This window comes from Sphingomonas sp. PL20 (assembly GCF_017875905.1).
In the GTDB taxonomy this organism is placed as follows: Bacteria; Pseudomonadota; Alphaproteobacteria; order Sphingomonadales; family Sphingomonadaceae; genus Sphingomonas; species Sphingomonas echinoides.
This window is the reverse complement of sequence record NZ_JAGINH010000004.1, coordinates 21600-42679: the sequence shown is the minus strand read 5'-3', so window position 1 is coordinate 42679 and position 21080 is coordinate 21600. Positions and strand designations below refer to the sequence as shown.

General features: G+C 61.4%; 21 protein-coding genes and 1 pseudogene. 6 read left to right on the top strand and 16 right to left on the bottom strand.

The genetic code is table 11. From position 1 onward, the window contains the following. Positions 1-22: 22 nt before the first annotated feature. Together H4W01_RS22480 and H4W01_RS22475 are read left to right on the top strand one after the other, a co-directional pair. On the top strand, positions 23-634 hold the full coding sequence (locus tag H4W01_RS22480) for a hypothetical protein (protein WP_334685451.1): 612 nt from the start codon (positions 23-25) through the stop codon (positions 632-634). Between the two features lie 35 nt (positions 635-669). Continuing rightward, the gene (locus H4W01_RS22475; protein ID WP_334685450.1) at positions 670-1077 is read left to right on the top strand and encodes a hypothetical protein; all 408 of its coding nucleotides are present in this window, start codon (positions 670-672) and stop codon (positions 1075-1077) included. Between the two features lie 16 nt (positions 1078-1093). Here the strand turns inward: H4W01_RS22475 and H4W01_RS22470 are convergent, their stop codons facing one another. Next, complete coding sequence (locus H4W01_RS22470; RefSeq protein WP_209613665.1) at positions 1094-1660, bottom strand: hypothetical protein; 567 nt, start codon at positions 1658-1660, stop codon at positions 1094-1096. Next, positions 1657-2292 (bottom strand): recombinase family protein, encoded by a 636-nt coding sequence (locus H4W01_RS22465; RefSeq protein ID WP_209613662.1) that lies wholly within the window; start codon positions 2290-2292, stop codon positions 1657-1659. Before H4W01_RS22465 ends, H4W01_RS22470 begins: the two co-directional genes overlap by 4 nt. 94 nt (positions 2293-2386) lie before the next feature. On the opposite strand from H4W01_RS22465, the gene H4W01_RS22460 reads away from it, so the two are divergent. Further along, on the top strand, positions 2387-5284 hold the full coding sequence (locus H4W01_RS22460) for a Tn3 family transposase (RefSeq protein ID WP_209613660.1): 2898 nt from the start codon (positions 2387-2389) through the stop codon (positions 5282-5284). Positions 5285-5495: 211 nt separating this feature from the next. On the opposite strand, the gene H4W01_RS22455 is transcribed toward H4W01_RS22460, so the two are convergent. The 14 genes from H4W01_RS22455 to H4W01_RS22390 form a co-directional block, all read right to left on the bottom strand. Next, positions 5496-7223, bottom strand: a complete 1728-nt coding sequence (locus tag H4W01_RS22455) for a long-chain-fatty-acid--CoA ligase (protein ID WP_334685449.1) — start codon at positions 7221-7223, stop codon at positions 5496-5498. A 27-nt stretch (positions 7224-7250) separates the two neighbouring features. Next, complete coding sequence (locus tag H4W01_RS22450; protein ID WP_209613658.1) at positions 7251-8006, bottom strand: OmpW/AlkL family protein; 756 nt, start codon at positions 8004-8006, stop codon at positions 7251-7253. Between the two features lie 51 nt (positions 8007-8057). Further along, entirely contained in the window at positions 8058-8933 is an 876-nt protein-coding gene (bphC, locus tag H4W01_RS22445) for a biphenyl-2,3-diol 1,2-dioxygenase (RefSeq protein ID WP_209613656.1), read from the bottom strand. Further along, complete coding sequence (hcaB, locus tag H4W01_RS22440) at positions 8930-9784, bottom strand: 3-(cis-5,6-dihydroxycyclohexa-1,3-dien-1-yl)propanoate dehydrogenase (RefSeq protein ID WP_209613654.1); 855 nt, start codon at positions 9782-9784, stop codon at positions 8930-8932. The genes bphC and hcaB overlap by 4 nt, the downstream gene beginning before the upstream one ends. Before the next feature lie 4 nt (positions 9785-9788). Further along, positions 9789-11015: an NAD(P)/FAD-dependent oxidoreductase gene (locus H4W01_RS22435; RefSeq protein ID WP_209613652.1), complete on the bottom strand. Its 1227-nt coding sequence runs from the start codon at positions 11013-11015 to the stop codon at positions 9789-9791. Beyond that, entirely contained in the window at positions 11015-11338 is a 324-nt protein-coding gene (locus tag H4W01_RS22430) for a non-heme iron oxygenase ferredoxin subunit (protein WP_209613650.1), read from the bottom strand. Before H4W01_RS22430 ends, H4W01_RS22435 begins: the two co-directional genes overlap by 1 nt. 11 nt (positions 11339-11349) lie before the next feature. Then, positions 11350-11913: an aromatic-ring-hydroxylating dioxygenase subunit beta gene (locus H4W01_RS22425; protein ID WP_209613648.1), complete on the bottom strand. Its 564-nt coding sequence runs from the start codon at positions 11911-11913 to the stop codon at positions 11350-11352. Between the two features lie 56 nt (positions 11914-11969). Continuing rightward, positions 11970-12983, bottom strand: coding sequence for an aromatic ring-hydroxylating dioxygenase subunit alpha (locus tag H4W01_RS22420; protein ID WP_334685448.1), 1014 nt, complete (start codon positions 12981-12983; stop codon positions 11970-11972). A 16-nt stretch (positions 12984-12999) separates the two neighbouring features. Further along, positions 13000-14604: an IS66 family transposase gene (tnpC, locus tag H4W01_RS22415; protein WP_209611180.1), complete on the bottom strand. Its 1605-nt coding sequence runs from the start codon at positions 14602-14604 to the stop codon at positions 13000-13002. A 46-nt stretch (positions 14605-14650) separates the two neighbouring features. Then, positions 14651-14998 (bottom strand): IS66 family insertion sequence element accessory protein TnpB, encoded by a 348-nt coding sequence (gene tnpB / locus H4W01_RS22410; RefSeq protein WP_010189271.1) that lies wholly within the window; start codon positions 14996-14998, stop codon positions 14651-14653. Further along, a complete protein-coding gene (gene tnpA, locus H4W01_RS22405; RefSeq protein WP_209611178.1) occupies positions 14995-15327 on the bottom strand; it encodes an IS66-like element accessory protein TnpA in 333 nt (110 codons plus the stop codon). Before tnpA ends, tnpB begins: the two co-directional genes overlap by 4 nt. Before the next feature lie 46 nt (positions 15328-15373). Next, positions 15374-15826: a Rieske 2Fe-2S domain-containing protein gene (locus H4W01_RS22400; protein ID WP_209613645.1), complete on the bottom strand. Its 453-nt coding sequence runs from the start codon at positions 15824-15826 to the stop codon at positions 15374-15376. Positions 15827-15896: 70 nt separating this feature from the next. Further along, positions 15897-16742 (bottom strand): alpha/beta fold hydrolase, encoded by an 846-nt coding sequence (locus H4W01_RS22395; protein WP_209613672.1) that lies wholly within the window; start codon positions 16740-16742, stop codon positions 15897-15899. A gap of 423 nt (positions 16743-17165) precedes the next feature. Further along, complete coding sequence (locus H4W01_RS22390) at positions 17166-18602, bottom strand: IS1182 family transposase (protein WP_209613643.1); 1437 nt, start codon at positions 18600-18602, stop codon at positions 17166-17168. A gap of 185 nt (positions 18603-18787) precedes the next feature. On the opposite strand from H4W01_RS22390, the pseudogene H4W01_RS22385 reads away from it, so the two are divergent. The 3 genes and pseudogenes from H4W01_RS22385 to H4W01_RS22960 all read left to right on the top strand — a co-directional run bounded on the left by H4W01_RS22385 (position 18788) and on the right by H4W01_RS22960 (position 20704). Beyond that, positions 18788-19392, top strand: a pseudogene (locus H4W01_RS22385) (recombinase family protein). A 17-nt stretch (positions 19393-19409) separates the two neighbouring features. Next, the gene (locus H4W01_RS22380; protein ID WP_209613641.1) at positions 19410-19835 is read left to right on the top strand and encodes a DUF4158 domain-containing protein; all 426 of its coding nucleotides are present in this window, start codon (positions 19410-19412) and stop codon (positions 19833-19835) included. Continuing rightward, on the top strand, positions 19832-20704 hold the full coding sequence (locus H4W01_RS22960) for a hypothetical protein (RefSeq protein WP_334685447.1): 873 nt from the start codon (positions 19832-19834) through the stop codon (positions 20702-20704). The genes H4W01_RS22380 and H4W01_RS22960 overlap by 4 nt, the downstream gene beginning before the upstream one ends. Positions 20705-21080 lie beyond the last annotated feature (376 nt).

The window sequence follows — 21080 nt, the reverse complement described above, 5'->3', positions numbered from 1 at the left end:
AGGCAAAGCTCCGGACACGAAGATGGTTCGTGCACTGCTGGATCGCCATGCCTGCCCGGTGCCGTTCCACGCGGTCCGTACACGCTTTCTCGGCAACATCGCGACGCCAATGTTCAGCGCATCACCGTTGCAGGTCGTGGAAGGGCTGTGGGGCGGAGAACTGCCGGAATTCGACAGCATGGCGGAAGCGGAGACGCTGATCGGCTTGCTGGTCCAGGGGCTTTGGAACGACCTTGCCCAGCACCAGAAGCGGAGCCAGCCCTTCCGGCTGGCGCGGTTGCCGATGGAGGCGACCGCCCCGAACCTGCGGTATTTCGGGAAGGTCCGCATGGAAGAGCTCGATGGCTTCGTCGACGGCCTGTTCGCCGGGGAGGACGAGGTCGACTTGTCCGAACGTGCGCATGTCGCGGTCGGGTTGCTCGGAGAGATGCACGCGATGATGGTCGGCATCGTCGATCTGGTCGACCGCGATCCCATGGCTGACGACCGTACGCAGCTTGAGATCACATTCCACGGCTTGCGCGACCTGACCCGGATCATGGAAGGCGAGATTCACGAGGCGGTGCTGTCTTGCACGCGCGCGCGTCGGCAGATGCTCGAGGGCATTCCGACCATGAATCCCACAATGCATTGATAAGGGTGCCAAACGAGGAGCGTCTGCGCGCGACGTTGCGCAAGATCGAAGCGCTGTATGCCGCGGCTGGGACCCAGGGCGAGAAGGTTGCGGCAGGTGCCGCGGCCGAGCGCCTCCGGCGCCGCTTCGAGAAGACGCGTGACGAAGAGGCGAGCGAGGAGTTCAGGTTCTCGATCTCCGATCCCTGGTCCCGTCAGCTGTTCGTCGCGCTATGTCGCCGGTACGGTCTGCGGCCGTTTCGCTACAGCCGGATGCACCGCCAGTCAGTTGTTGTACAGGGACCGCGCAGCTTCGTGGACGGTATACTCTGGCCGGAATTCGAGGAGTTGAGCGTCGCGCTGACTTCGCATCTGGGCGAGATCACCGATCGGATCATTCGCGAGGAAGTTCATGCCTCGACCCAGGACGCTGAAGAGGTTCGTGAAACGCCACTTCTGAGGTAATCGTCGCGTGGGTGCGCTACAGATCGGTGAGATCCTCGGGGTATTGCCCACCGCGTTGGCAAAAGGCCTCCCAGGCTTTCTTCCCGCACTCTGAAACCACGAGACATTCCGGATCATCCGGCATCGGTTCCAAGAGGCCGAGACGAAGGAGCGGTGCGATCGTCTTGTCGCCGATGGCCTTGTCGAGGGCACGCCCGGGGACGACGAGTTCCCATCCGGCCGTTCCGCGTTCGGTGATGGTCAAGGTGAGGTGTCCGCCCCACGCCGGCTCGGCGCCACGCCCCAGCGTGAACAGGCAAATGCTCCAGAAAGCAGTTCTTGGGCGGGGTGGGATCAGCACCCATTCCATAGGTCCGGTACCCGGCTGCCCGACAGCGGATATCGGGTTGGCCGAATCGGCGCCGACACCTCCAACACCATCGCGCCAAGCTCGCTCCAATGCCTGGGCGATGGCGCCTGCCGTATCAACGGCAAGGCCGTATTTGCGGTTGTAGCGGTCCTTGGCGACGATCCCGCGCGCGATCTCCCGAAATCGCGCTTTGCGCTTGGAATTTGGCGGGGGACGCTCCGGTTTCATGCTCATGCCATCGCCTCCGGCCCCGGCTCCAGGGGATCAGCCGCCCTGGCACGGCCGACGATCGCGCCGACCGTGTTCTTGCTGAGGCCTAGATCGCGCGCGATCCAGCGATAGCTGCGTCCTTCGGCGATGAGCGCCAACACTTTGGTTGCCAGCCGGTCGGATTTCGGCCGGTCTCCCGCCTGCCGTCCAAGTTTGCGGCCCCGCGCACGCGCTGCGGCAAGTCCCGAACGGACGCGCTCACCCAGCATGTCGCGCTCGAACTGCGCGATGCCGGCGAGCATCGTCGCCATCATTCGTCCGTGCGGCGTATCGACCTCGAACGTCATGCCGCTCATCGCCACGACTGACACGCGCCAGCCCGAAAGCCGGTTCAACGTGTCGAGCAGGTCCTGCGTCGAGCGTCCCCAGCGACTGAGTTCGGTGACGAGAATCGCATCGATGTGGCGCGCCTGGGCCAGCTTCATCACTTCGGCGCGCGCCGAGCGGTTGGCCTTCATTCCCGAGGCGGTTTCGCGGAAGACCTCGACCACCTCATAGCCGCCCCGTTCGGCAAAACCGGCCAAGTCGCGCAACTGCCGCTCGCACGACTGGTCGGCGGTCGAGACACGGGCGTAGATGGCGGCGCGTTGTCCCAATTGAACCTTCCCGAAATCGGATCCCGAAAACCCTTGATTTGCGCGGGGTCAGTGTTGTCCAAAACAGACATCTGTTCAACAGGGACACTACCGCATGCCGAGACGCCATATCCTGAGCGCGCGCCAGCGGTCGGCGCTGCTCGATCTGCCGACCGACGAGGCGTCGCTGCTGCGGCATTACATCCTGGCGGACGACGACCTGATCCACATCGACCGGCGTCGCCGGCCGGAAAACCGGATCGGCTTCGCGCTGCAACTGTGCGCGCTGCGCTATCCCGGCCGGATGCTGGCGCCGGGTGAGGTGATCCCGCTCGCCGTGTCTACATTTCTCGGTGCCCAGCTCGGCATCGCTGGCGACACGCTCGTCCGCTACGCTGTCCGTCGCCAGACGCGACAGCAACATATGGAGGTGCTGCGCCGAATCTACGGGTACAGGACGTTCCCCGGTCAGGGCGCGCCAGCACGCTCGTTCCGCGAATGGCTGCTCGCCGAAGCCGAACAGGCCCGCTCGAACGACGATCTCGCCCGGCGCTTCATCGCCCGCTGCCGCGACACCATCACCATCCTGCCGGCTATCACAACGATCGAGCGGCTGTGCGCGGACGCGCTGGTCGCGGCCGAGCGCGATATCGAGAAGCGTATCGCCGCGCGCCTCGATCGCGTCGCCTGCGCCCGGCTCGACCGCCTGACGACCGAGATGCTGCCGGGGGTGATCAGTCGCTTCATCTGGCTGCGCCGGATCGAACCGGGCAACAATTCCGCCGCGGCGAACCGGCTGCTCGACCGTTTGGAGTTCCTGCGCGCGATGAACCTCGGCCCTGATCTGCTCGCCGGCGTCCCGCCCCATCGCGTCGCTCGCCTGCGCCGGCAGGGCGAACGCTATTTCGCCGATGGCCTGCGCGACCTGAACGCCGATCGGCGTCGCGCCATCCTTGCGGTCTGCGTCATCGAATGGGCCGCCGCGACCGCCGATGCCATGATCGAGACGCATGACCGCATTGTCGGTCGGACCTGGCGCGAGGCCAAGCAGCTGCACGATGCGCGCGCCGCGGAAACCAGAGGGGCCGTCACTGCGACGCTGGACGGGTTCGCCGCGCTTGGCCGGTCGCTGCTCGACGCGCATGGCGATGGCGCGTCGCTGGAGGATGCGGTCGCGCGTGCAGCGGGATGGGATCATCTTACCCGTCTCGTCGCGACGGCCAGAACGCTGACCGACACGCTGGGCGACGATCCGCTGGCCCATGTGGATCAGGGGTATCACCGCTTCCGGCGCTATGCCCCGCGCATGCTGCGCTGCCTCGAGCTCGAAGCCGCGCCGGTCGCCCGGCCCTTGCTGAATGCTGTGACCGCCATCGCCATCAGGGGCGCACTTCCGGCTACCGATGATTTCCTGCGCCCACATTCCAAATGGCGGCGTCAGTTGCGGGCGAAGGGCGACGATGATGCGCGCCTCCGGGAAGTCGCGGTCATGTTCCACCTGCGCGACGCGCTGCGCTCGGGCGACATATGGCTCGATCGCTCGCATCGTTACGGCGACCTCCGCCACGTCCTCGTGCCGATGGCGGTCGCGCGCGCCGCGAAGCTGGCGGTCCCGCCAGACCCGCATGTCTGGCTAGCCGACCGCAAGGCCCGACTTACCGATGGCCTTGCCCGGCTCGGTCGCGCCGCGCGCAACGGCACGATCCCGAAAGGCAGCATCGAGGGCGGCACGTTGCGCATCGATCGCCTGACCGCCGATGCGCCGGACGGCATCGATGATCTGGTGCTCGACCTGTATCGTCGCCTGCCGCCCGTCCGCATCACCGACCTGCTGCTCGAAGTGGACGCCGCACTCGGGTTTACAGACGCCTTCACCCATCTGCGCACCGGCGTACCATGCGGCGACCGGATCGGCCTGCTCAACGTCCTGCTCGCCGAGGGGCTGAACCTGGGACTGCGCAAGATGGCCGAGGCGTGCAACACCCACGATTACTGGCAACTCTCCCGCCTCGCGCGCTGGCACATCGAAAGCGAGGCGATCGAGCAGGCGCTGGCCAACGTGGTCGCCGCGCAAGGAGCGCTGTCGATGGCGCGGGTCTGGGGGATGGGCACCACCGCATCGGCCGACGGACAATTCTACCCGGCCGCGCGGCAGGGCGAGGCGATGAACACGGTCAACGCCCGTTACGGCAACGATCCCGGCATCAAGGCCTATACTCACGTCAACGACCGCTTCGCGCCGTTCGCATCGCGGACCATCCCCGCAACCGTCAGCGAGGCACCCTATCTGCTCGACGGGCTGACGATGAACGAGGCCGGGCGACGGATCGAGGAGCAGTACGCCGACACCGGCGGGTTCACCGACCATCTGTTCGGAATCAGCGCCATGCTCGGTTACCGCCTCGTACTGCGTATCCGCGACCTTCCGTCCAAACGGCTGTACGTGTTCGATCCCGCCGCCACGCCGAGCGAACTGCGCCCGCTGGTGGGCGGTAAGGCACGCGACGCACTGATCGTGTCCAACTGGCCCGACCTGTTCCGCTGCGCGGCTACCATGAGTGCTGGCCAAGTCGCGCCGAGCCGCATCCTGCGCAAGCTTGCCGCCTATCCGCGCCAGAACGATCTGGCGGCCGCATTGCGCGAGGTCGGCCGGATCGAACGGACGCTGTTCATTATCGAATGGATTCTCGATGCCGGCATGCAGCGCCGTACCCAGGTCGGCCTCAACAAGGGCGAAGCGCACCACGCGCTGAAGAACGCCCTGCGCATCGGCCGTCAGGGCGAGATCCGCGACCGCACCACCGAGGGCCAGCACTATCGGATCGCGGGCCTCAACCTGCTCACCGCCATCATCGTCTACTGGAACACCCTGCATCTCGGTCATGCCGTCGAAGCCCGACGCCGCGAAGGGCTCGAGACGCCCGATCACCTTCTCGCTCATATCTCACCGCTCGGATGGGCGCATATCCTCCTCACTGGCGAATACCTCTGGCCCAAGGATACCACCGCTTAGAGTGTCATTTCGCCCTCAGCCGGAACCGACTCCAGGTGGGGCGATGTAGCCAGCAGCACCGATCTCTGTACATGACGCTTCCGCCGCCGCATGAGATGCGCCGAGTTTGTATGAACTGCACGAGTACAGAACTTTACTACGAAACCCTGCCGGGGACCCTCAATCTTCGGGCCGGACTCTAGCTCCAAATGGAGGAAAAAACGGGGTCAGGTCAATACCTATACAAGTCGCCTGATGCAGTACCGTCGTCCAGCGATTCCATCCTCAGGTTGTTCACGACAATCGCGCGGATGGCTATTTTCAGTAGCTTGCCGGTCGCGGTATGCGGCAGCTCATCGACGACCACCACATCGTCCGGAATACTCCATTTAGGAACCTTGCCCGTGTACAGGTCTACCATGTCCTGAGTTGAGAAATTCATCTCCGGGTTAAGCTGCACGACGAGCACCGGGCGCTCGCCCCAACGCTCGTCCGGCTTGGCGACGACAGCAGCCTCTTTGATGGCCGGATGGGCCTGAGCGATATTCTCCAGCTCGATCGAGCTGATCCATTCGCCGCCGGATTTCACCACATCCTTGGTGCGGTCGACGATCTGGACGAAACCATCGGCATCCATGGTTACAACGTCGCCTGTGTCGAACCAGCCCTCGGCCGCGTGCGCGTGGCTGATGGGGCTGTTGAAATAGCTAGCGGCTACCCAGGGGCCGCGTACGAGCATCGAACCGAAGCTGTTGCCGTCCCTCGCGATCGGCTCACCCTCGGCGCCTATGATGCAGAACTCCATGCCGAAAAGCGGTCTTCCCTGCTTGGCCTGCAGCGACAGCTTCTGTTCGGCCGGTAGTCCTTCGTGCTTCGTTTTCAACGTCGCGGCGAGGCCGATCGGGCTGGTCTCGGTCATGCCCCACACATGCCGGACCATGACACCTTGGTTCTGGAAGCGACTGATCATGATCGAAGGCGAAGCGGAACCCCCGATCGCAACGCGCTTCAAACTGGTAAACGATTGGGCGTGCAAGTCCATCCAGTCCAGCAGCGCGAGCCAAACGGTCGGCACACCGGCGGTAAATGTCACGCCTTCCTGCTCGAACAGCTCATGTAGGCTGGCGCCGTCCAGCCTCGGTCCCGGCATGACAAGCTTGGCGCCGACCATCGGTGCCGCGAAAGGGACACCCCAGGCATTGACGTGGAACATCGGCACGATCGGAGAGGCCGCATCCAGGGCTGAGAGTCCCATCACGTCGGGCAGCGCGCAGGTCATGCCGTGCAATACGCTGGACCGATGGCTGTAGAGCACGCCCTTGGGCTCGCCCGTAGTCCCGGAGGTGTAGCACAGGCCGGACGCAGTATTCTCATCGATATCCGGCCACTCGTATTCGTCCGATTCTCCCGCGATCAGTGTCTCGTAGCAGACGAGACCGGGAAGGATCTCGGATTTCGGCATATGGGCTTCGTCGGTCATGATGACGACGGCCTTCAGGTCCTTCAGCCTGTCCGCCAGCGCTTCGAGGATCGGCAGAAACGACAGGTCCGAGAAGAGGATCCGGTCTCCGGCATGCGCGATGAGATAGGCGATCTGCTCTGGGAAGAGGCGTGGATTGATCGTGTGGCAGACTAGGCCGGATCCGGACACGCCATAATAGAGCTCCATGTGCCGATAGCCGTTCCAGGCCAGTGTTCCGACCCGGTCGCCATTTTCGAGGCCGAGGCGTCCGAGGGCATTGGCGAGCTTCTGCGCGCGCCCTGAAAGCTCGGCATAGGTATAGCGGTGGATCGACCCTTCCACGGTACGCGATACCACCTCCGTGTCACCGTGATAGGCCGACGCGTGTCGCAGGATCGACGACACGAGCAGTGGCGAGTGCATCATCTGTCCAAGCATCACATTTCCTCCACCGGAATTCTTCCGATCAAAATCTCCTGCATCATAGGCGATTTTCATGAAATCATTCGTTTGATCTTTAAACGATCAGAAGCGATAGCCAATTCCTACACCGATAATGGTCGGGTTTATCGCTACATGCGCCGAAGCCGGTGCTGGACCGACTTTTGCGGTCACATTAGTGCTCACCCAAATCTGTTGAATATAACTGTGTAATGTCCAGCGCTCAGAAACGTCGTAGTCGACCCCAAGCTTCAGTGCAGGCCCGAACGCATTGTCAACGCTGACGTCATTAAGTGCAGCATCGTCAACATTCAGGAACACGACATAGGTTACGCCTGCGCCGACATACGGCTTGAGCGCGCCGAAACCTGAGAAGTGATATTCGCCCGACACAGTCAAAGGGCCGTAATTGGCGCTCGCCAACGTGCCGAAGGCGGCGAGCGAGCCAGCCCCCTTGATGTGCGCTCGCGGCGGATATCCAGAATAGACATTTAGCGCAATTTTAGGCGTCAAAAAATAGCTGACATCAAACGTCGCAGTAAGATTGTTCGCAAGCGAAACCGAGCCGTCTGGTACCTTAGCACCGCCAACCGCGACACTCGAACTCTCATTAGTGAACACGTTGGCACCGTCTACGTGTACCAACCAATGTTTAAAATCGCTGGGAATTGCGGTGCTATCGCCTTCTTGCAAAGACGTTGAAGGAGAATAAACCATTCCTTGGTTGGGTATAGTAGCTTCATCCGCCGGGTTGGTTTGCGCCTGTACCGATGAAGAGCATACAAGCAAAAATGATGCCGCTAAAAGCGGCAATAGGTAACCTATCATCACCTGCTCCATAAATTAATTTTTTTGCTTTATATTTGAAAGGCATCAAATACTGAGAACTTTCTAGTTCAAGCCAACAAACTTATGCCCCCATATGCTAATACTGTCATAGCGGACCACAGACCAGCCAGGTGCGACACTTCGCGCGCCCCAACCATATTCGATTGAAAAGCCGGACGGAGTTGCGCCGTAGAACGAAACCATATGGTCGTTCGTATGCCGTCCCAGAGTCGCTACGACCGCCCCGTCGATCTCAAATTTGTCGAAAGCCAAGCCAACATCGTCGAGTTGGTTTAGCTCGAGCATGAAATGATGAAGCGTCTTTCCTTCCGGCATGCTAACCAAAGCCAGCGTATGGTGCCGTCCGTTGCAATGCAGAAAGGTCAACCGTACAGTCAATTGATCGCTTAATTTCCAATCAATAATGTCTGAAAGGTGAAAGCCAAGGCTTTTAATGTAGAAATCAAGAGCCAACGATATGTCAGGAACGTTTAGAACGTAATGTCCTAGGCCCTGATCGCCAGTCAAAAACCCGGAAACCCCAATTGGAGAAGTAAAGGGCTTTTCGAAAACCTCTGTGCCCCCATAAAATATCTCGACACGATTTCCTGCAGGATCTAGGCATGAAATTAGCCCCATAACCCCCCGGTCCGCTGCAAGGTCGGCCCCTTCGACGGTTACGGTAACGTGGTGCTTTTCCAAGCGGTCCTTGACAGCCGCAAGAGCGTCTTCACTATCAACCTCGTAGCCAGAGAACGATAGATCGTCTGCGGGCCCCTTAGCGACATTCAAACGCCATGCGCGACTGTCAATTCGAAAGCGCGCATTGTCCGCGCCGCCGGAGCATTCCATTATACCCAGCTTCGTAGTGGCGAAAGCCCGCCAAGCATTGACGTCTGATACCTCGAAGCCCAAGTAGCCAAGTCGTTGAATGCTCATGCCGCTTTTCCGTCCATAGTTTGTTTACCGAAGCATCTGTCGAGCTCGGCACCTAGATTAACATCTATCAGGCCGCGGACGCCCCAGCCGCTGTTAAAGTCCAGAATGGAACCGGTGAGGGGAACAGTCTCAGCCCGCGTCGCAAAGAAGACATAGGCACCTGTGTATTCCTCGGCCGTGGCGACTTTTCCTGTGGGCAGCACATGATCAAGCATGTCCGGCAGCGATATCGTTGATATGCTCTGCTCTTGTAGTCCGAGTGCCTTCAGGCCACGAAGATCGCTTCCGACGACACCTCCAGGTGCGATGCCGTTGACGCGGATATGCGGCCCCAACTCATAAGCGAGTTGCTTGATTAAACCAACTACGGCATGTTTGCTGGACGTGTAGAGCGGTCCCCCGCCCGACGTGTAAAACGCGGCATTAGAGGCCGTCAAGATAACGCGCCCCTTGCTATCGTAAAGCGCTGGAAGAGCGGCTTTGACAGCTAAGAGATAACCCTTGACGTTAACCGAAAACATTTCGTCAAAAGCAGCTTCTATTTGGTCATCAGGCATGCTGACCAGAGTGGCCATATAATCCCAGACGCCTGCGTTACCTACGAGGCAGTCGAGCTTTCCGAAGGCTTCAATGCAACGGGCTACGGCGTGCTTGTTGCTCTCTAGAAGCCGGACGTCACCTTCTATTCCTACAATGGCATCTCCATGCGTTTCTTTGAGCTTGGCTAACCCAATACTCGATCTATCCAGCACGGCGACCCGCGCACCCTCTGCGACATAGCGATCGACAACTGCTCGCCCTAACCCTGAAGCGCCGCCTGTAACAAGTGCGACCTCACCTCTCAGTCTCATATTATTATCCTACCTGAGTGGAACGCGCGATATCGCGCAGACTTATTCCTTGATCTCTCAGCGCTTCCGGCGGAATGCGGGCCCCACCTTCTACGAGCTTAAAAGCCATGGCGAAATCGCGCGGCGCATCGACAGCCACCACCGCCCGAACTACATTGTCGACAACCCGGAATAGTAGTGCAGGTCCGGCACCCAGGCTTCCGCGCGCAACAATCTCACCCGCCCCTTCGATATCACCACCAATCTGCATTCGATGTCCTGCAATCTCGGTCCACGAGACAGGAGTCTGTGGTGCAGGCTCATCTTTTCCAAGGATAGCACCTACCACTGCCGCCGCTTGGCGTTGTGCATTGAGGTAAGTTTCCAACGACCGACGTCCGCCATCACGCAGTGGCCAACTTGCGACATCCCCAACGGCGAATATTCCCTCAACCTGGGTGGCGCCGCTCGCATTGACCAGGATCCCACGGTCACAGGCCAAACCCGCTTGTTTGGCGAGTTGATCCGCCGGCTCAGCACCGATGCAAATCAGAGCCGCGTCGGCGTCGTATCTATGACCATCCGAAGCGATAACCGCAGCGAGATGGCCCTGCCCGACAAACCTTTCGACGGCGACCCCGAGTTCTACCCGCACGCCGAGTTCCAACAACCTCTCGCGGGTCCAACTGCCAATACGGCGTCCCAAGACTCGCATCAGCAATTCATCAGATGCTTCTAGAATTGTAACTTCGAGACCACGTTTGCGCGCCGTAGTGGCGACCTCGCAGCCTATCAGCCCGCCACCCATAACTACGAGCCGCGTCCCGGAGACCCATTCTCGTCGTAGACGATCCACGTCGTCGTGGTTGCGCAGTGTAGCGACCCCGGAAAGATCGACACCTGAAAGCAAAGGCTGTTTCGCACGGCTGCCAGTAGCAACTACGATCACATCGGCCGCCAGCGTGGTCCCATCGTCAAGAATGATTTGCTTCTTCGCCGTATCTACCACTTTTGCGGTTCTTCCGAAGATCAGGTCTATCCCGGCCTCATCGTACCACTCGCGGGCGACAAGCGGCGGTGATTGTGAAAGGTCGCCACCAAGTACCCCCTTGGATAACGACGGCCTGTCGTAAGGCAGATGGATTTCGTCTCCGATGAGAGAGATACGCCCCTTATAGCCTTCACCACGCAGTAACTGCGCTGTTGTGACACCAGCTACTCCGCTGCCAATAATTGCAATGTGTTGAACCATTAATTATCTGCCCCGGCGTCAAGGTCGATCAGGACTGCATTGTTCTCGACCTTCACGGGAAAAACCCGAAGCGCCTTGCAGGCGGGCAGCGCAGTCACCTTGCCGGTGCGTACGCAGAACTTTGCGAAATGAAGGGAGCACTCAACAACATCACCCTTGATGTAACCATCCGACAGCGCCCATTCCCCATGCGTACATGTATCCTGTACTGCATAGAAATCGCCGTCGACATTACATAGGAGCACCGGCTCCGGTCCACCTTCGTGGCGATGCATATCGCCAGGCTGCAGAGCTGATTGCTCAATGACCTTTGTCCAAACCACTGGTGCTACCGTTAGAAAAAGAAGCTGAGGTTGTTGGCGAGGATCGTGCTTTGGTCGATAAGGATCGTTCGGCTCACGATCTCGAAGCCCGATTCCTTTACCGTTCGCCTCAGCGTGTCACGACGTTCGCCCGCAAAGATGTCAAGCTGACGTTCTAGTCGGTTGCGATATACCAAGACTGCGTTGGAGATCTGATACTCGTCTGCTGACATGCCCGGGGCGATCATTACGTTGGTGATGAGGTGCCGAGTACGTGATGCAGGATTCTCAGACCAGCTAACGTCGGATGTAATCTTCCGAATTCGGCCCTTCATCATGTTGTAATCGTCGTCAAAATGGGCGTACTCACCAACACCGGAGTATTCCTGATCCGCTTCCCGCATACTTCGTGTGGTGCGGATCGGCATAAAGTACCGAATATCTGCTGCTAGCAAGCCGAACCATTCTTCAAAGCGACGATTATTGAGAAGCTTGGCTTCCCAATAATAAAACTGTTCGATCTCTTGTTGAAGCTCCGGTGCAATTGTGACTGGCTTCGATTGAAAGGTGTCGCGTGTATCTGTTGACATCAACATGGGGTAGCCCTTGTCGTTTAACTGCTAATAGGGAGGGTGTGGTCACGTAGGAGGAGCTATTCCGCAGCTACAGGAATGGCGGCAGGCGTCCCCGGTCCGGTCTCTCCCTCAGTCGGACGGGTGGCGTTGAGGGCTTCCCAGTTCTTCGACGTCATCATGCGCGCCCATTGTGCGTACATACCTCTGGCCGCCTCTTCGCTATATACGTAGCTGATCATCCCGGGGTAATCCGGGTCGTTATCAACGGCTTTGCCAAGACCCATTTCGATGTTGAACGGGCGGCTCCGTGCCTTATGGCCGCGCAGAATGTGCTGTATCTCGACCCAGTTCTCGCCGTCGTCCTGCTCGAACACGCCGCCTGCGGAAAAAGTTCGCAACGTTTGACGCCGGAATTCTTCTTTGATGTCTTCTGGGGCGTCGGCGTCGACAAGTGTGAAAGCCCAAACCTCTACCTCGTTCGGGCCGCGCGGATGCCACGCCCGGATGGTATTAATGCCGGGCAGGAAGGAGCAGGTCGGGAATACCGTCATGTGCTGAGCCATCACTTCGGTGCCGCGTTCGACGCTACCCAAACGTTCGGCGGCCTTTTCGGCTGCGGGGCCTTCGGTCATATAGCTGGTGATTTTCGGACCCATAATAGCCAGGAGTAGGTTCGGGTCGCCGATATAGAAGCCGGTGCCGTGCCCGCCCCATGGTGCGCGATACTGTTTACCGACGGACGGCGGCATAAGGTCCGTCAGTTCCAATCCCTCGGGCAAGCCAGCGAGAATTCCGGAAAGGTGCGAGGTGGTGCCGGCATGATACATGTCGCTACAGAACTGTTCGGCGGCAAACTTCCAGTTGCATGGGATCACCCACTTTTGGACGCCGGGAATCGCTTCCGTCCCCGCCTCGGTGCGATCCAGCATATGATCCATGTAAAACCGGGCATCGCCGAGATAGGTATTCAGGTCCGGAGCATCAGCATCCCAATTTGCAAAGATCAAACCTTTGTAGGTTTCGACCCGGGCCTGTAGGGGGCCCCAATCTGCCTTGTTAAGGCAGGGGAATGCCTCTTTCTCGGTAAGCATCCGGTAAGGACCGCGTTTACGCGGCCTTGAGCAGTTCTGCTGGTCGTCGCCAGTTCCAAGGTAGCAGTTCGCAAAGCTGGCTCTGCTGGATATCGGCGATGCGAGCGAGGACGTCGGCGAGCCAGGCTTGCGGATCGATGTCGTTGAGCTTGGCGGTGCCGATCAGCGTATACATGAACGCGGCGCGCTCGCCGCCGCGGTCGGAGCCTGCGAACAGCCACGACTTCCTACCGAGGGCCACGCCACGCAGCGCGCGTTCTGCGGCGTTGTTGGTCAGGCAGATACGGCCGTCGTCGAGGAACCGGGCGAACGCAGCCCAGTCCTTGAGCATGTAGTCGATCGCACCCGCGACCGGGTTGTGGCGTGCGAGCGCGGCACGCTGGGATCGCAGCCACTGCTCCAGGTCTGTGACGAGCGGGATCGCGATCTCCTGGCGCATGGCAAGCCGCTCCGCGATGGTGTTGCCGTTGACCGCGCGTTCGGCGTCGAAGATCACGTCGATCCGCCTGACCGCTTCGGCCGCGATCGGCGAGATGACCGATGCACCCTTACGCCGCTTCAGCTGCGCGGCGACGTCGCCCAGCTCGAAGAACTTGCGCCTGGCATGTGCCCAGCAGAGTGCACGGGTGACTGGTGACGGCGACCGATCGGAGCGGAACAGGGTGTTGTAGCCGGCATAGGCGTCGCCTTGCAGGATACCGCCATAGCCGGTGAGATGTGCGACCGGATGTTCGGCGCGACGGGTCCGCGAATAGCGGAACAGGGCAGCTGGCGGCGCAGGCCCTGCGAACGGTCGGTCATCGCGCACGTAGGTCCATAGGCGTCCGACATGGGCCGTGGTCTTCGCCAGCACCGGCACGGTCGTGTCGTCGCCGTGGAGCCGCTCGGCGGCTAGAACGTGCGCCTCGATCAGCCGGTGGAGCGGCGCGAGTGCGGCCGCGCACGCCCCGACCTGGTCGGCGAGCGTCGACAGACTGATCTCCACGCCCTCCCGAGCATAGCGGTCGCGCTGACGGTTGAGCGGCTGATGCGTCCCGAACTTCTCGAACATGACCATCGCCAGAAAGCTTGGTCCGAACAGCCCGCGCGGCGTCGCATGGAACGGAGCAGGTGGCTGGGTGATACCCTCGCACACGCGGCAGGCGAACCGCTCACGAACGGTCTGCACGACCTTCCACTGCCGCGGGATCACCTCCAGCGTCTCGGTCACGTCCTCGCCCAGCTTCGACAGCCGGTCCGACCCGCAGCAGGCGCAACTGGTGGGCGCGGCAACGACGACGCGCTCGCGCGGCAGATGCGCCGGCAACGGCTTGCGCGAAGGTCGCGTCCGGGTGAACGCCTCGACAGGGGTGCCGGCCGCGGCACGCTGGCCCAGAGCCTCATCCTCGCCGGCGCTCGCCTCCAGCTCCTCCAGACCAAGCTCGAGCTGGCCGATCAACAACTGGCCGCGCTCGGAACGCTGCCCGTAAAGTGCCCGACGCATCTTCTCGTTCTGCAACTCGAGCAGAGCCACCCGGGCCACCAGATCGGCGTTGATCGCCTTCGCGCGGGCAGCTTCGGCCTCGGCATCCAGAAGTGCCGCGCGAAGCGCCGTGACATCGCTGATGGGTGCCGCTGCCATGGCTTGAGGATAGCGAAAAAGCCCCGGAAAACCTAGCTTTTTAGCATCATCCAGCGGCCTGCGGACGCCATGTCATGCGCGGATTACGCCAGTCGATCGCTTCGAGCAGACACGCCATCTGCGACGCGGTGATCGCTACGACGCCATCAGTCGCCGCAGGCCATATGAACCGTCCACGGTCGAGCCGCTTGGCATAGAGCGACATACCCACACCGTCATGCCACAGCACCTTGATCAGATCGCCGCGTCGTCCACGGAAGATGTAGAGATCGCCGGCATGCGGGTCGCGCTTGAGCCCTTGCTGCACCAGCAACGCCAAACCGAACATCCCACGGCGCATGTCTGTGCACCCGGTCGCGAGCCAGATCCGGACGTCGCTTCGGACCGGGATCATCGCCTGAGCGACCGCACCACAGCCGCCACCAATGCGGGCGGCGCATCGCTTGCGATCCGCAGCACCGCCCCGCCGACCTCCAGCACTATCGCGCATCCTGCCGCGGGCTCAGGCTCGGCGCCGACCGTCACCGCCGCGAAGCCCGGCGACACCGGCTCGGCAAGATCGCGTCGCCACCGATAAAGCTGGCTCGGCCGCAGGTCGGCACGCCGCGCGATCTCCGCCACGCTCGCTCCCGGCTCGCAGGCCGCCGCCACCAGCGCCCGCTTCTGATCGTCCGTCCAAACCCGGCGCCGCTCCGCGCCCGAAATAATCGTGATCTGACTCATCGCACCATCGCTAACACCGGTGCAAACACCGTCGCTTGCACCAGTGCTACGTCAGCCGATCACCCGTTCCCGGCAAGGCGGTCCACACCGGAGGGGTACCTTTCTCGAAGGGAACACTTACCAGATTCCCCCCTGTGTCATATGCCCAGCCGTGATAGGTACACGTGAATGCCTTGGCATTTCCAGCGTCGGCTCGGCAGATACGCATCCCACGATGCCGGCACTGGTTAAGGAAGACCTTTATACTGCCGTCCTTTTGCCTCACGACGATGACCGGGTCTTCTCCCATGTAATTGGTGACAAAATCGCCGGGCTTCTTCAGTTGACTCTCGTGACCCAACAGAAGCCACGATCGTCCGAAAACCCGCTCGAGTTCAAGCTCGTAAAGGCTTTCATCACTATATACCGCGGGGTTCAACCTGCCGGTTTCCTCATTAACCATGTCGAGGATCTGTTGATCGGACCAAAGCGATTTTGATTGAGGAGTGCTGGTGTTCATCGTACTTACCTTTCCTAAATCACATATATTCTAGTCATCATCGGTTTTGTAACGCAGGACAGAAATCGGCTCAGACCGAGGTTTGACCCTCTGCGTCGGAAAGGAAGTCCCGCACTTGTCGTGTGAAACCAGTAGCATGCTCGATCTGGACCCAGTGGCCGCACCGGCCAAAGACATGAAGCTGAGATGAAATAATAAGCTCGTGGAGGCGCAAAGAAGTCTCGAGCGGAACCACCTGATCGTCACGGCCATGCAGAATAAGCGTTTCGTGTTGTAAAGCTCGAATATCGTTCTCGGGACTGGCGAGCGCGCCAACCCACCGTTGCCGGGGTGACGGAAACATCGACGAAAAGGCTTCTTGGAAGCCGGGTCTGATACTGGCCTTAAACCGGAGTTCGGCAAGTTCGTCGTTTACCAAACTCCTGTCGTACGCGAAGTAATCCATGATTTTGCGCATATTTTCCGCGGACGGTTCATACCCCCAAACCGCATCAAGACCTTCTGTTATTTTAAAATCGACGCCGGCAGCCCCCATCAAAACGAGTTTCCGGACGCGCCCCGGAAACCTTATGGCAAAAGCCAGGGACAGCGCACCACCAAAGGAATTTCCAATGAGATCAACGCGATCGATTTCCATGGCATCCAGAAGGTCAACCAGATGGTTTACCCAAACATCGCGATCGTAGTTGATGTTTGAAGGCCGTTCTGTGAAGCCGAACCCCACCATGTCGGGAGCGATGACACGCCTGTCTATCGAAAGGGCGGGGATTACAGTGCGCCAGTTTGCCCATGCTGTGACGCCTGGCCCTGATCCATGGATCAGCACGACAGGAGGTCCCTCACCGACGTCATGAACGTTGGTCCTAATGCCACCGGCCTGGACGTATTTAGCAATTTCGAGATGCGCGCCGGACATGGTCAAGCACTGCCTCCGGCGCGCAGAAAAAATGGTGCTGCTACGGCCCGGGGTGGCCCCAGAGTTAAAGCTGGCGAGCACATCATCGTTACATTCATCAGGCATCCTCTCGGTCAGCACCATTGCGGCGTCCGTTAATATCGTTATTATAGAAAAAAACGACTTTGCGCAAGCCAGAGATCGGGCTCCGTGGGAATCTCTACAGCGGTGTACGCTAAGCGATTTGGTGACGGCGGGGGGTAACGGGAAACAGGTCAGACCGTCCGAAAACGCATTCTGGGCAGATGCGAACTTGATCGGGTGCCAGAGGTGTCGTCGCTGACGCTGTTTTCGTCCCAAGTCCGCTTTGATAGCGCGAGAGCCGCGCCCTGGCTGCTGATAGCCGGCTTATAAGGGCGTTTCGGGCAGCCAGACGCGTGCCTTTCAGGCCTGCATGGCCTGCAGCATGGCGGGGATCCCGCGGATCGTGATGGCTCGCCTCAGATTGTAGGCGATCGAGGTGAGGCTGAACTCTGCGTTCACGCTTGCAAGCCCGCGCGTCAGGAACGCACCTTGATTCATCCACTGCTTGATCGAGCCGAACGGATGCTCGACCGTCTCACGGTGCCGGTCAAGGATGTCTGGGCGGGCAGCGATCCGCTCTGCCATGCGGTCGAGTACTGCCTCGCCTTCCCAGCGGCTGATGGTGCGCCGCGCGCCCGACGCGCATTGTGGCCTGAGCGCGCAGTCCTGGCAGGCCTGCCGGTTGCCGTAGCGGATGGTATGATGCCCGTCCTTCACAGAACGGCTGAACGGATCGAGTCGCTGGCTGGCAGGACAGATGTAACAGTCCTGCGCCGCGACGTATCGAAACGCGCTCTTGGCGAAATAGCCATCGTCGATGGCGGGGCCGCGCTCGGGTCGAGCGACATAGGGGACCACGCCTACAGTCTCGCAGGCAGCAATGTCCTCGCCTTTGTAATACCCTTTGTCAGCGACCGCTGCGATACGTTCGACGCCCAGCATCTCGCGCGCGGCGCCGGCCGTTTGCGCCAGCAATCCAAGGTCGCTGCCGGCGTTAGTGACGTGCTGTTCCACGATCAGCTTGTGCCGTGCGTCGACGGCGACCTGCGCGTTGTAGCCGACGCCGACCTTGGGGTGCATCGCCATGCCGCGAGAATCAGGATCGGTCAGCGACTTCTGGCTCTCGCCGCTGGCCACAAGCTCGGCCAGCATCGCTGAATGCCGCAGCCGGCGCTCGCGCATTCGCGCAATCTTCGCTGTCAGCACCGCGGCGCGTGCGGAGGCTCCTTCCGCCTCAGTCTCGGCCTGGTCGGCACGGTCGAGCCGGGTCACATATTCCTCGATCCGCTCATCGGCGATCGTGATCCACCCAGCCAGCTTCTGGCGAGTGAAGTTGCGCCGACGGCTGTTCACCGCCTTGAGCCGTGTGCCGTCCACCGCCAGCAGCTCCCGCCCGAACAGGTCGAGCCTGCGGCACAGCAGCATGAACGACCGAAACAATGGCTTGAACGCGGCCACGTTGACGCGCCGGAAATCCGCGATCGTGCGGAAGTCCGGTCGCAGGCCACCCAGCAGCCACATCACTTCCAGGTTGCGTCCCGCCTCTGCCGCCAGGCACCGGCTCGACCGGACCCGGTTGAGATAGCCGTAGAGGTACAGCTTCAGCAGATCAGCAGGATCATAGCCGGGCCGGCCTGTCGCCTTGGGTCGCGCCCGGCCAAAACCAAGCTCGCCCAGGTCCAGATCGTCGACGAACGCCGCGATGAACCGCGCCGGGTTGTCCGCCGATACGTAGTCATCGACCGATGCCGGCAGCAACAGCATCTGATCGCGTGAAAGCCCTTCGATGTACCCCATGCCGGATCATATCGATCCGGCCGCCACGCTGGAATCCCTCATGACGTTTTCGGACGGTCTGAGGTGATTGTCGTGCTTGGCGTGTGACCAATGGTCTAGCGTCGCGAAAGCCGTAATATCCCGCGCGACAATCCCTGTCGGATCGCTACGGTGTGCGTCAATGTCCGATCGGGGGTTTGTCGCACATGCTAGTCGGTTACATGCGGGTGTCGACCAATGATGAGCGCCAATCGGTCGACCTGCAGCGTGACGCCCTGCTCGGCGCAGGGGTGGACGAGCGGCACCTGCATCACGATCGCGCCTCGGGCGCGCGAGATGACCGGCCCGGCCTCAAGACATGCATGGCCGACCTGCGCGAGGGCGATGTCCTGGTCGTTTGAAGCTCGATCGGCTCGGCCGGTCGCTGTCGCACCTGATCCGGATCGTCGAGGAGCTGAAACAGCGCGGGGTCGCCTTCCGATCGTTGACCGAGGCGATCGACACGACGAGCGTGCATGGCAGCTTCCTGTTCAACCTTTTCGGCACGCTCGCCGAATATGAGCGGGCGCTGATCACCGAGCGCGTCAACGCCGGGCTCGTGGCGGCGCGTCGACGTGGCCGCAAGGGCGGCAGGCCGCCCACGATCGATGCGGAGAAGATCGACCAGATTTTGGCGGCGTTGGAGGGCGGTGCCAGCAAGGCCTCGGTGTGCCGCAGCTTCAAGGTGCCGCGCTCGACATTGATCGACATGCTGAAGCGGACCGGATGGGCTGGGGCCGGGACCGCCGACAAGCCCGCAATCACCGGCTGAAGGAGCGGATCGCGGGCATGGCCTTCCTGGACGCTCAAGCGCGAGCGGTCCTGTTCGAGCCTCCCGACACCCACGAAGAGACGCTGGCGCGCTATGCGCTCACGCCGGAGGACGTCGCCTTCGCCAGGCGTCGTCGCCGATCGCACAACCGGCTGGGCTTTGCGGTGCAGCTGGCGCTGGTGCGCGATCTCGGGCGGCCGTTGCGCCCGGGCGAGACGATCCCGGCTGCCGTCCTGGATACGGTCGCCGACCAGATCGGCATCGATCCGGTCGTGTTCGAGCTTTACGCCCGGCGTGACGAGACCCGCCGCGAGCATCTGGCCGAGATCGTGGCCCAACTGGACCTGCGCACGATGCGCGAGCGGGATTACCGATTGTGCATCCGCGCGGCGGCGACAGGTGCTGTCGCCACGGAAAGGGTGAACCGATCGTACTCGCCGTGATCGACGCGCTGAAGGCCGCGCGCATCGTCGTCCCGGGCGCGGGCCTGGTCGAGCGACTTGCGCTGGCCGGTCGCGCCATGGCGCGACGACAGACGTATCGGCACCTGATCGCCGGACTTGCCCCGGCCACGCTCGCCAGCCTGGACGAGCTGCTCAGCGAGCGGAGCGGAGAACGAACCCTGCTCGGCTGGATCGCCGATGCGCCCGAAGGCGCCAGACCGAAGAGCCTGAAGGCGGTGATCGCGCGGCTCGAGGTCGTGCGCCGCGCAGGCATCACCGACGAACGGCGAAAGACGATCCACGCCAACCGCTACGGCGTCATCGCCAGGGAAGCGCGGATCCTTCACGCCCGCGAGATGCAGCGCTTCTCTGCCGATCGCCGCTATGCGACGCTGACCGCGTTCGTGATCGAGCGCCAGGCCGCGCTGACCGATCTGGCGATCGACCTGTTCGGCAGTCTGCTCGGCACCGCCGGCGCAAGGCGGAGTGGAGCCGCACCGAGCGGCGCCTGCGCGAGGCCGATATCCTGGCCCGTGTCGCGGTGGACCATGTGCGGCTCGGCCAAGCGCTACTGGCGGCGCGCGCGAGCGGCGCTGATCTCTCCGCGGCGATCACCAGCACGCTCGGATGGGAGGTGCTGGAGACCAGTGTCGCGGTCGCCTCGGGTCTCGTTCATCCCGACCGGCACGACGAGTTCGACGAGCTGGTCGATCGCCAGAGATCGTTGCGTGCCGTCGCCAGGCTCGTGTTCGCGGCGTTCAGCTTTCGGTCGTTCCGCCCGACCGATCAGATCCTTCCGTCGATCGAGCTGCTGCGGGCGGTGTATGGGGGCGGCAGGCTGCCGAAGACGGTGCCGCTGTCCTTTCTAACCCGCAAATGGAGACGCCGGGTTCGCTCAGGGAGCGGCGATCTCGATGTCCGCGCCTGGGAGGTCGCGGTTCTTGTCCATCTGCGCGACCGGTTGCGTGCCGGCGACATCTGGGTCGAGGGTAGCCGCGCCTGGCGCAGCTTCGAGGATTATCTCCTGCCGCGGCCGACCTTCAACCTGATGCGAGCCGAGGGTCGCCTGGGGCTCGCCGTACCGGACAGCTTCGATGCATGGCGCAAGGAGCGTACCGTGACGCTTGATGCCCGGCTGAAGGCAATCGCGCAGGCGGCGGCGGCCGATGCGATCCCTGACGCCACCCTTACCGACAAGGGGCTTTCGATCAGCCCGATCGCCACTTTCGCCCCGAAACCTATGCG

Excerpts from the sequence above, each read along its gene's own strand:
- H4W01_RS22480 (WP_334685451.1), top strand. The coding sequence starts at position 23 with ATGGTTCGTGCACTGCTGGATCGCCATGCCTGCCCGGTGCCGTTCCAC.
- tnpC (WP_209611180.1), bottom strand. The coding sequence starts at position 14,604 with ATGGCAGCGGCACCCATCAGCGATGTCACGGCGCTTCGCGCGGCACTT.
- hcaB (WP_209613654.1), bottom strand. The coding sequence starts at position 9,784 with ATGAGACTGAGAGGTGAGGTCGCACTTGTTACAGGCGGCGCTTCAGGG.
- H4W01_RS22455 (WP_334685449.1), bottom strand. The coding sequence starts at position 7,223 with ATGAAAATCGCCTATGATGCAGGAGATTTTGATCGGAAGAATTCCGGT.
- H4W01_RS22380 (WP_209613641.1), top strand. The coding sequence starts at position 19,410 with ATGGCCTTCCTGGACGCTCAAGCGCGAGCGGTCCTGTTCGAGCCTCCC.
- H4W01_RS22435 (WP_209613652.1), bottom strand. The coding sequence starts at position 11,015 with ATGGTTCAACACATTGCAATTATTGGCAGCGGAGTAGCTGGTGTCACA.
- H4W01_RS22390 (WP_209613643.1), bottom strand. The coding sequence starts at position 18,602 with ATGGGGTACATCGAAGGGCTTTCACGCGATCAGATGCTGTTGCTGCCG.
- tnpA (WP_209611178.1), bottom strand. The coding sequence starts at position 15,327 with ATGAGTCAGATCACGATTATTTCGGGCGCGGAGCGGCGCCGGGTTTGG.
- H4W01_RS22460 (WP_209613660.1), top strand. The coding sequence starts at position 2,387 with ATGCCGAGACGCCATATCCTGAGCGCGCGCCAGCGGTCGGCGCTGCTC.
- tnpB (WP_010189271.1), bottom strand. The coding sequence starts at position 14,998 with ATGATCCCGGTCCGAAGCGACGTCCGGATCTGGCTCGCGACCGGGTGC.
- H4W01_RS22425 (WP_209613648.1), bottom strand. The coding sequence starts at position 11,913 with ATGTTGATGTCAACAGATACACGCGACACCTTTCAATCGAAGCCAGTC.
- H4W01_RS22450 (WP_209613658.1), bottom strand. The coding sequence starts at position 8,006 with ATGGAGCAGGTGATGATAGGTTACCTATTGCCGCTTTTAGCGGCATCA.
- H4W01_RS22395 (WP_209613672.1), bottom strand. The coding sequence starts at position 16,742 with ATGTCCGGCGCGCATCTCGAAATTGCTAAATACGTCCAGGCCGGTGGC.
- H4W01_RS22420 (WP_334685448.1), bottom strand. The coding sequence starts at position 12,983 with ATGCTTACCGAGAAAGAGGCATTCCCCTGCCTTAACAAGGCAGATTGG.
- bphC (WP_209613656.1), bottom strand. The coding sequence starts at position 8,933 with ATGAGCATTCAACGACTTGGCTACTTGGGCTTCGAGGTATCAGACGTC.
- H4W01_RS22470 (WP_209613665.1), bottom strand. The coding sequence starts at position 1,660 with ATGAGCATGAAACCGGAGCGTCCCCCGCCAAATTCCAAGCGCAAAGCG.
- H4W01_RS22400 (WP_209613645.1), bottom strand. The coding sequence starts at position 15,826 with ATGAACACCAGCACTCCTCAATCAAAATCGCTTTGGTCCGATCAACAG.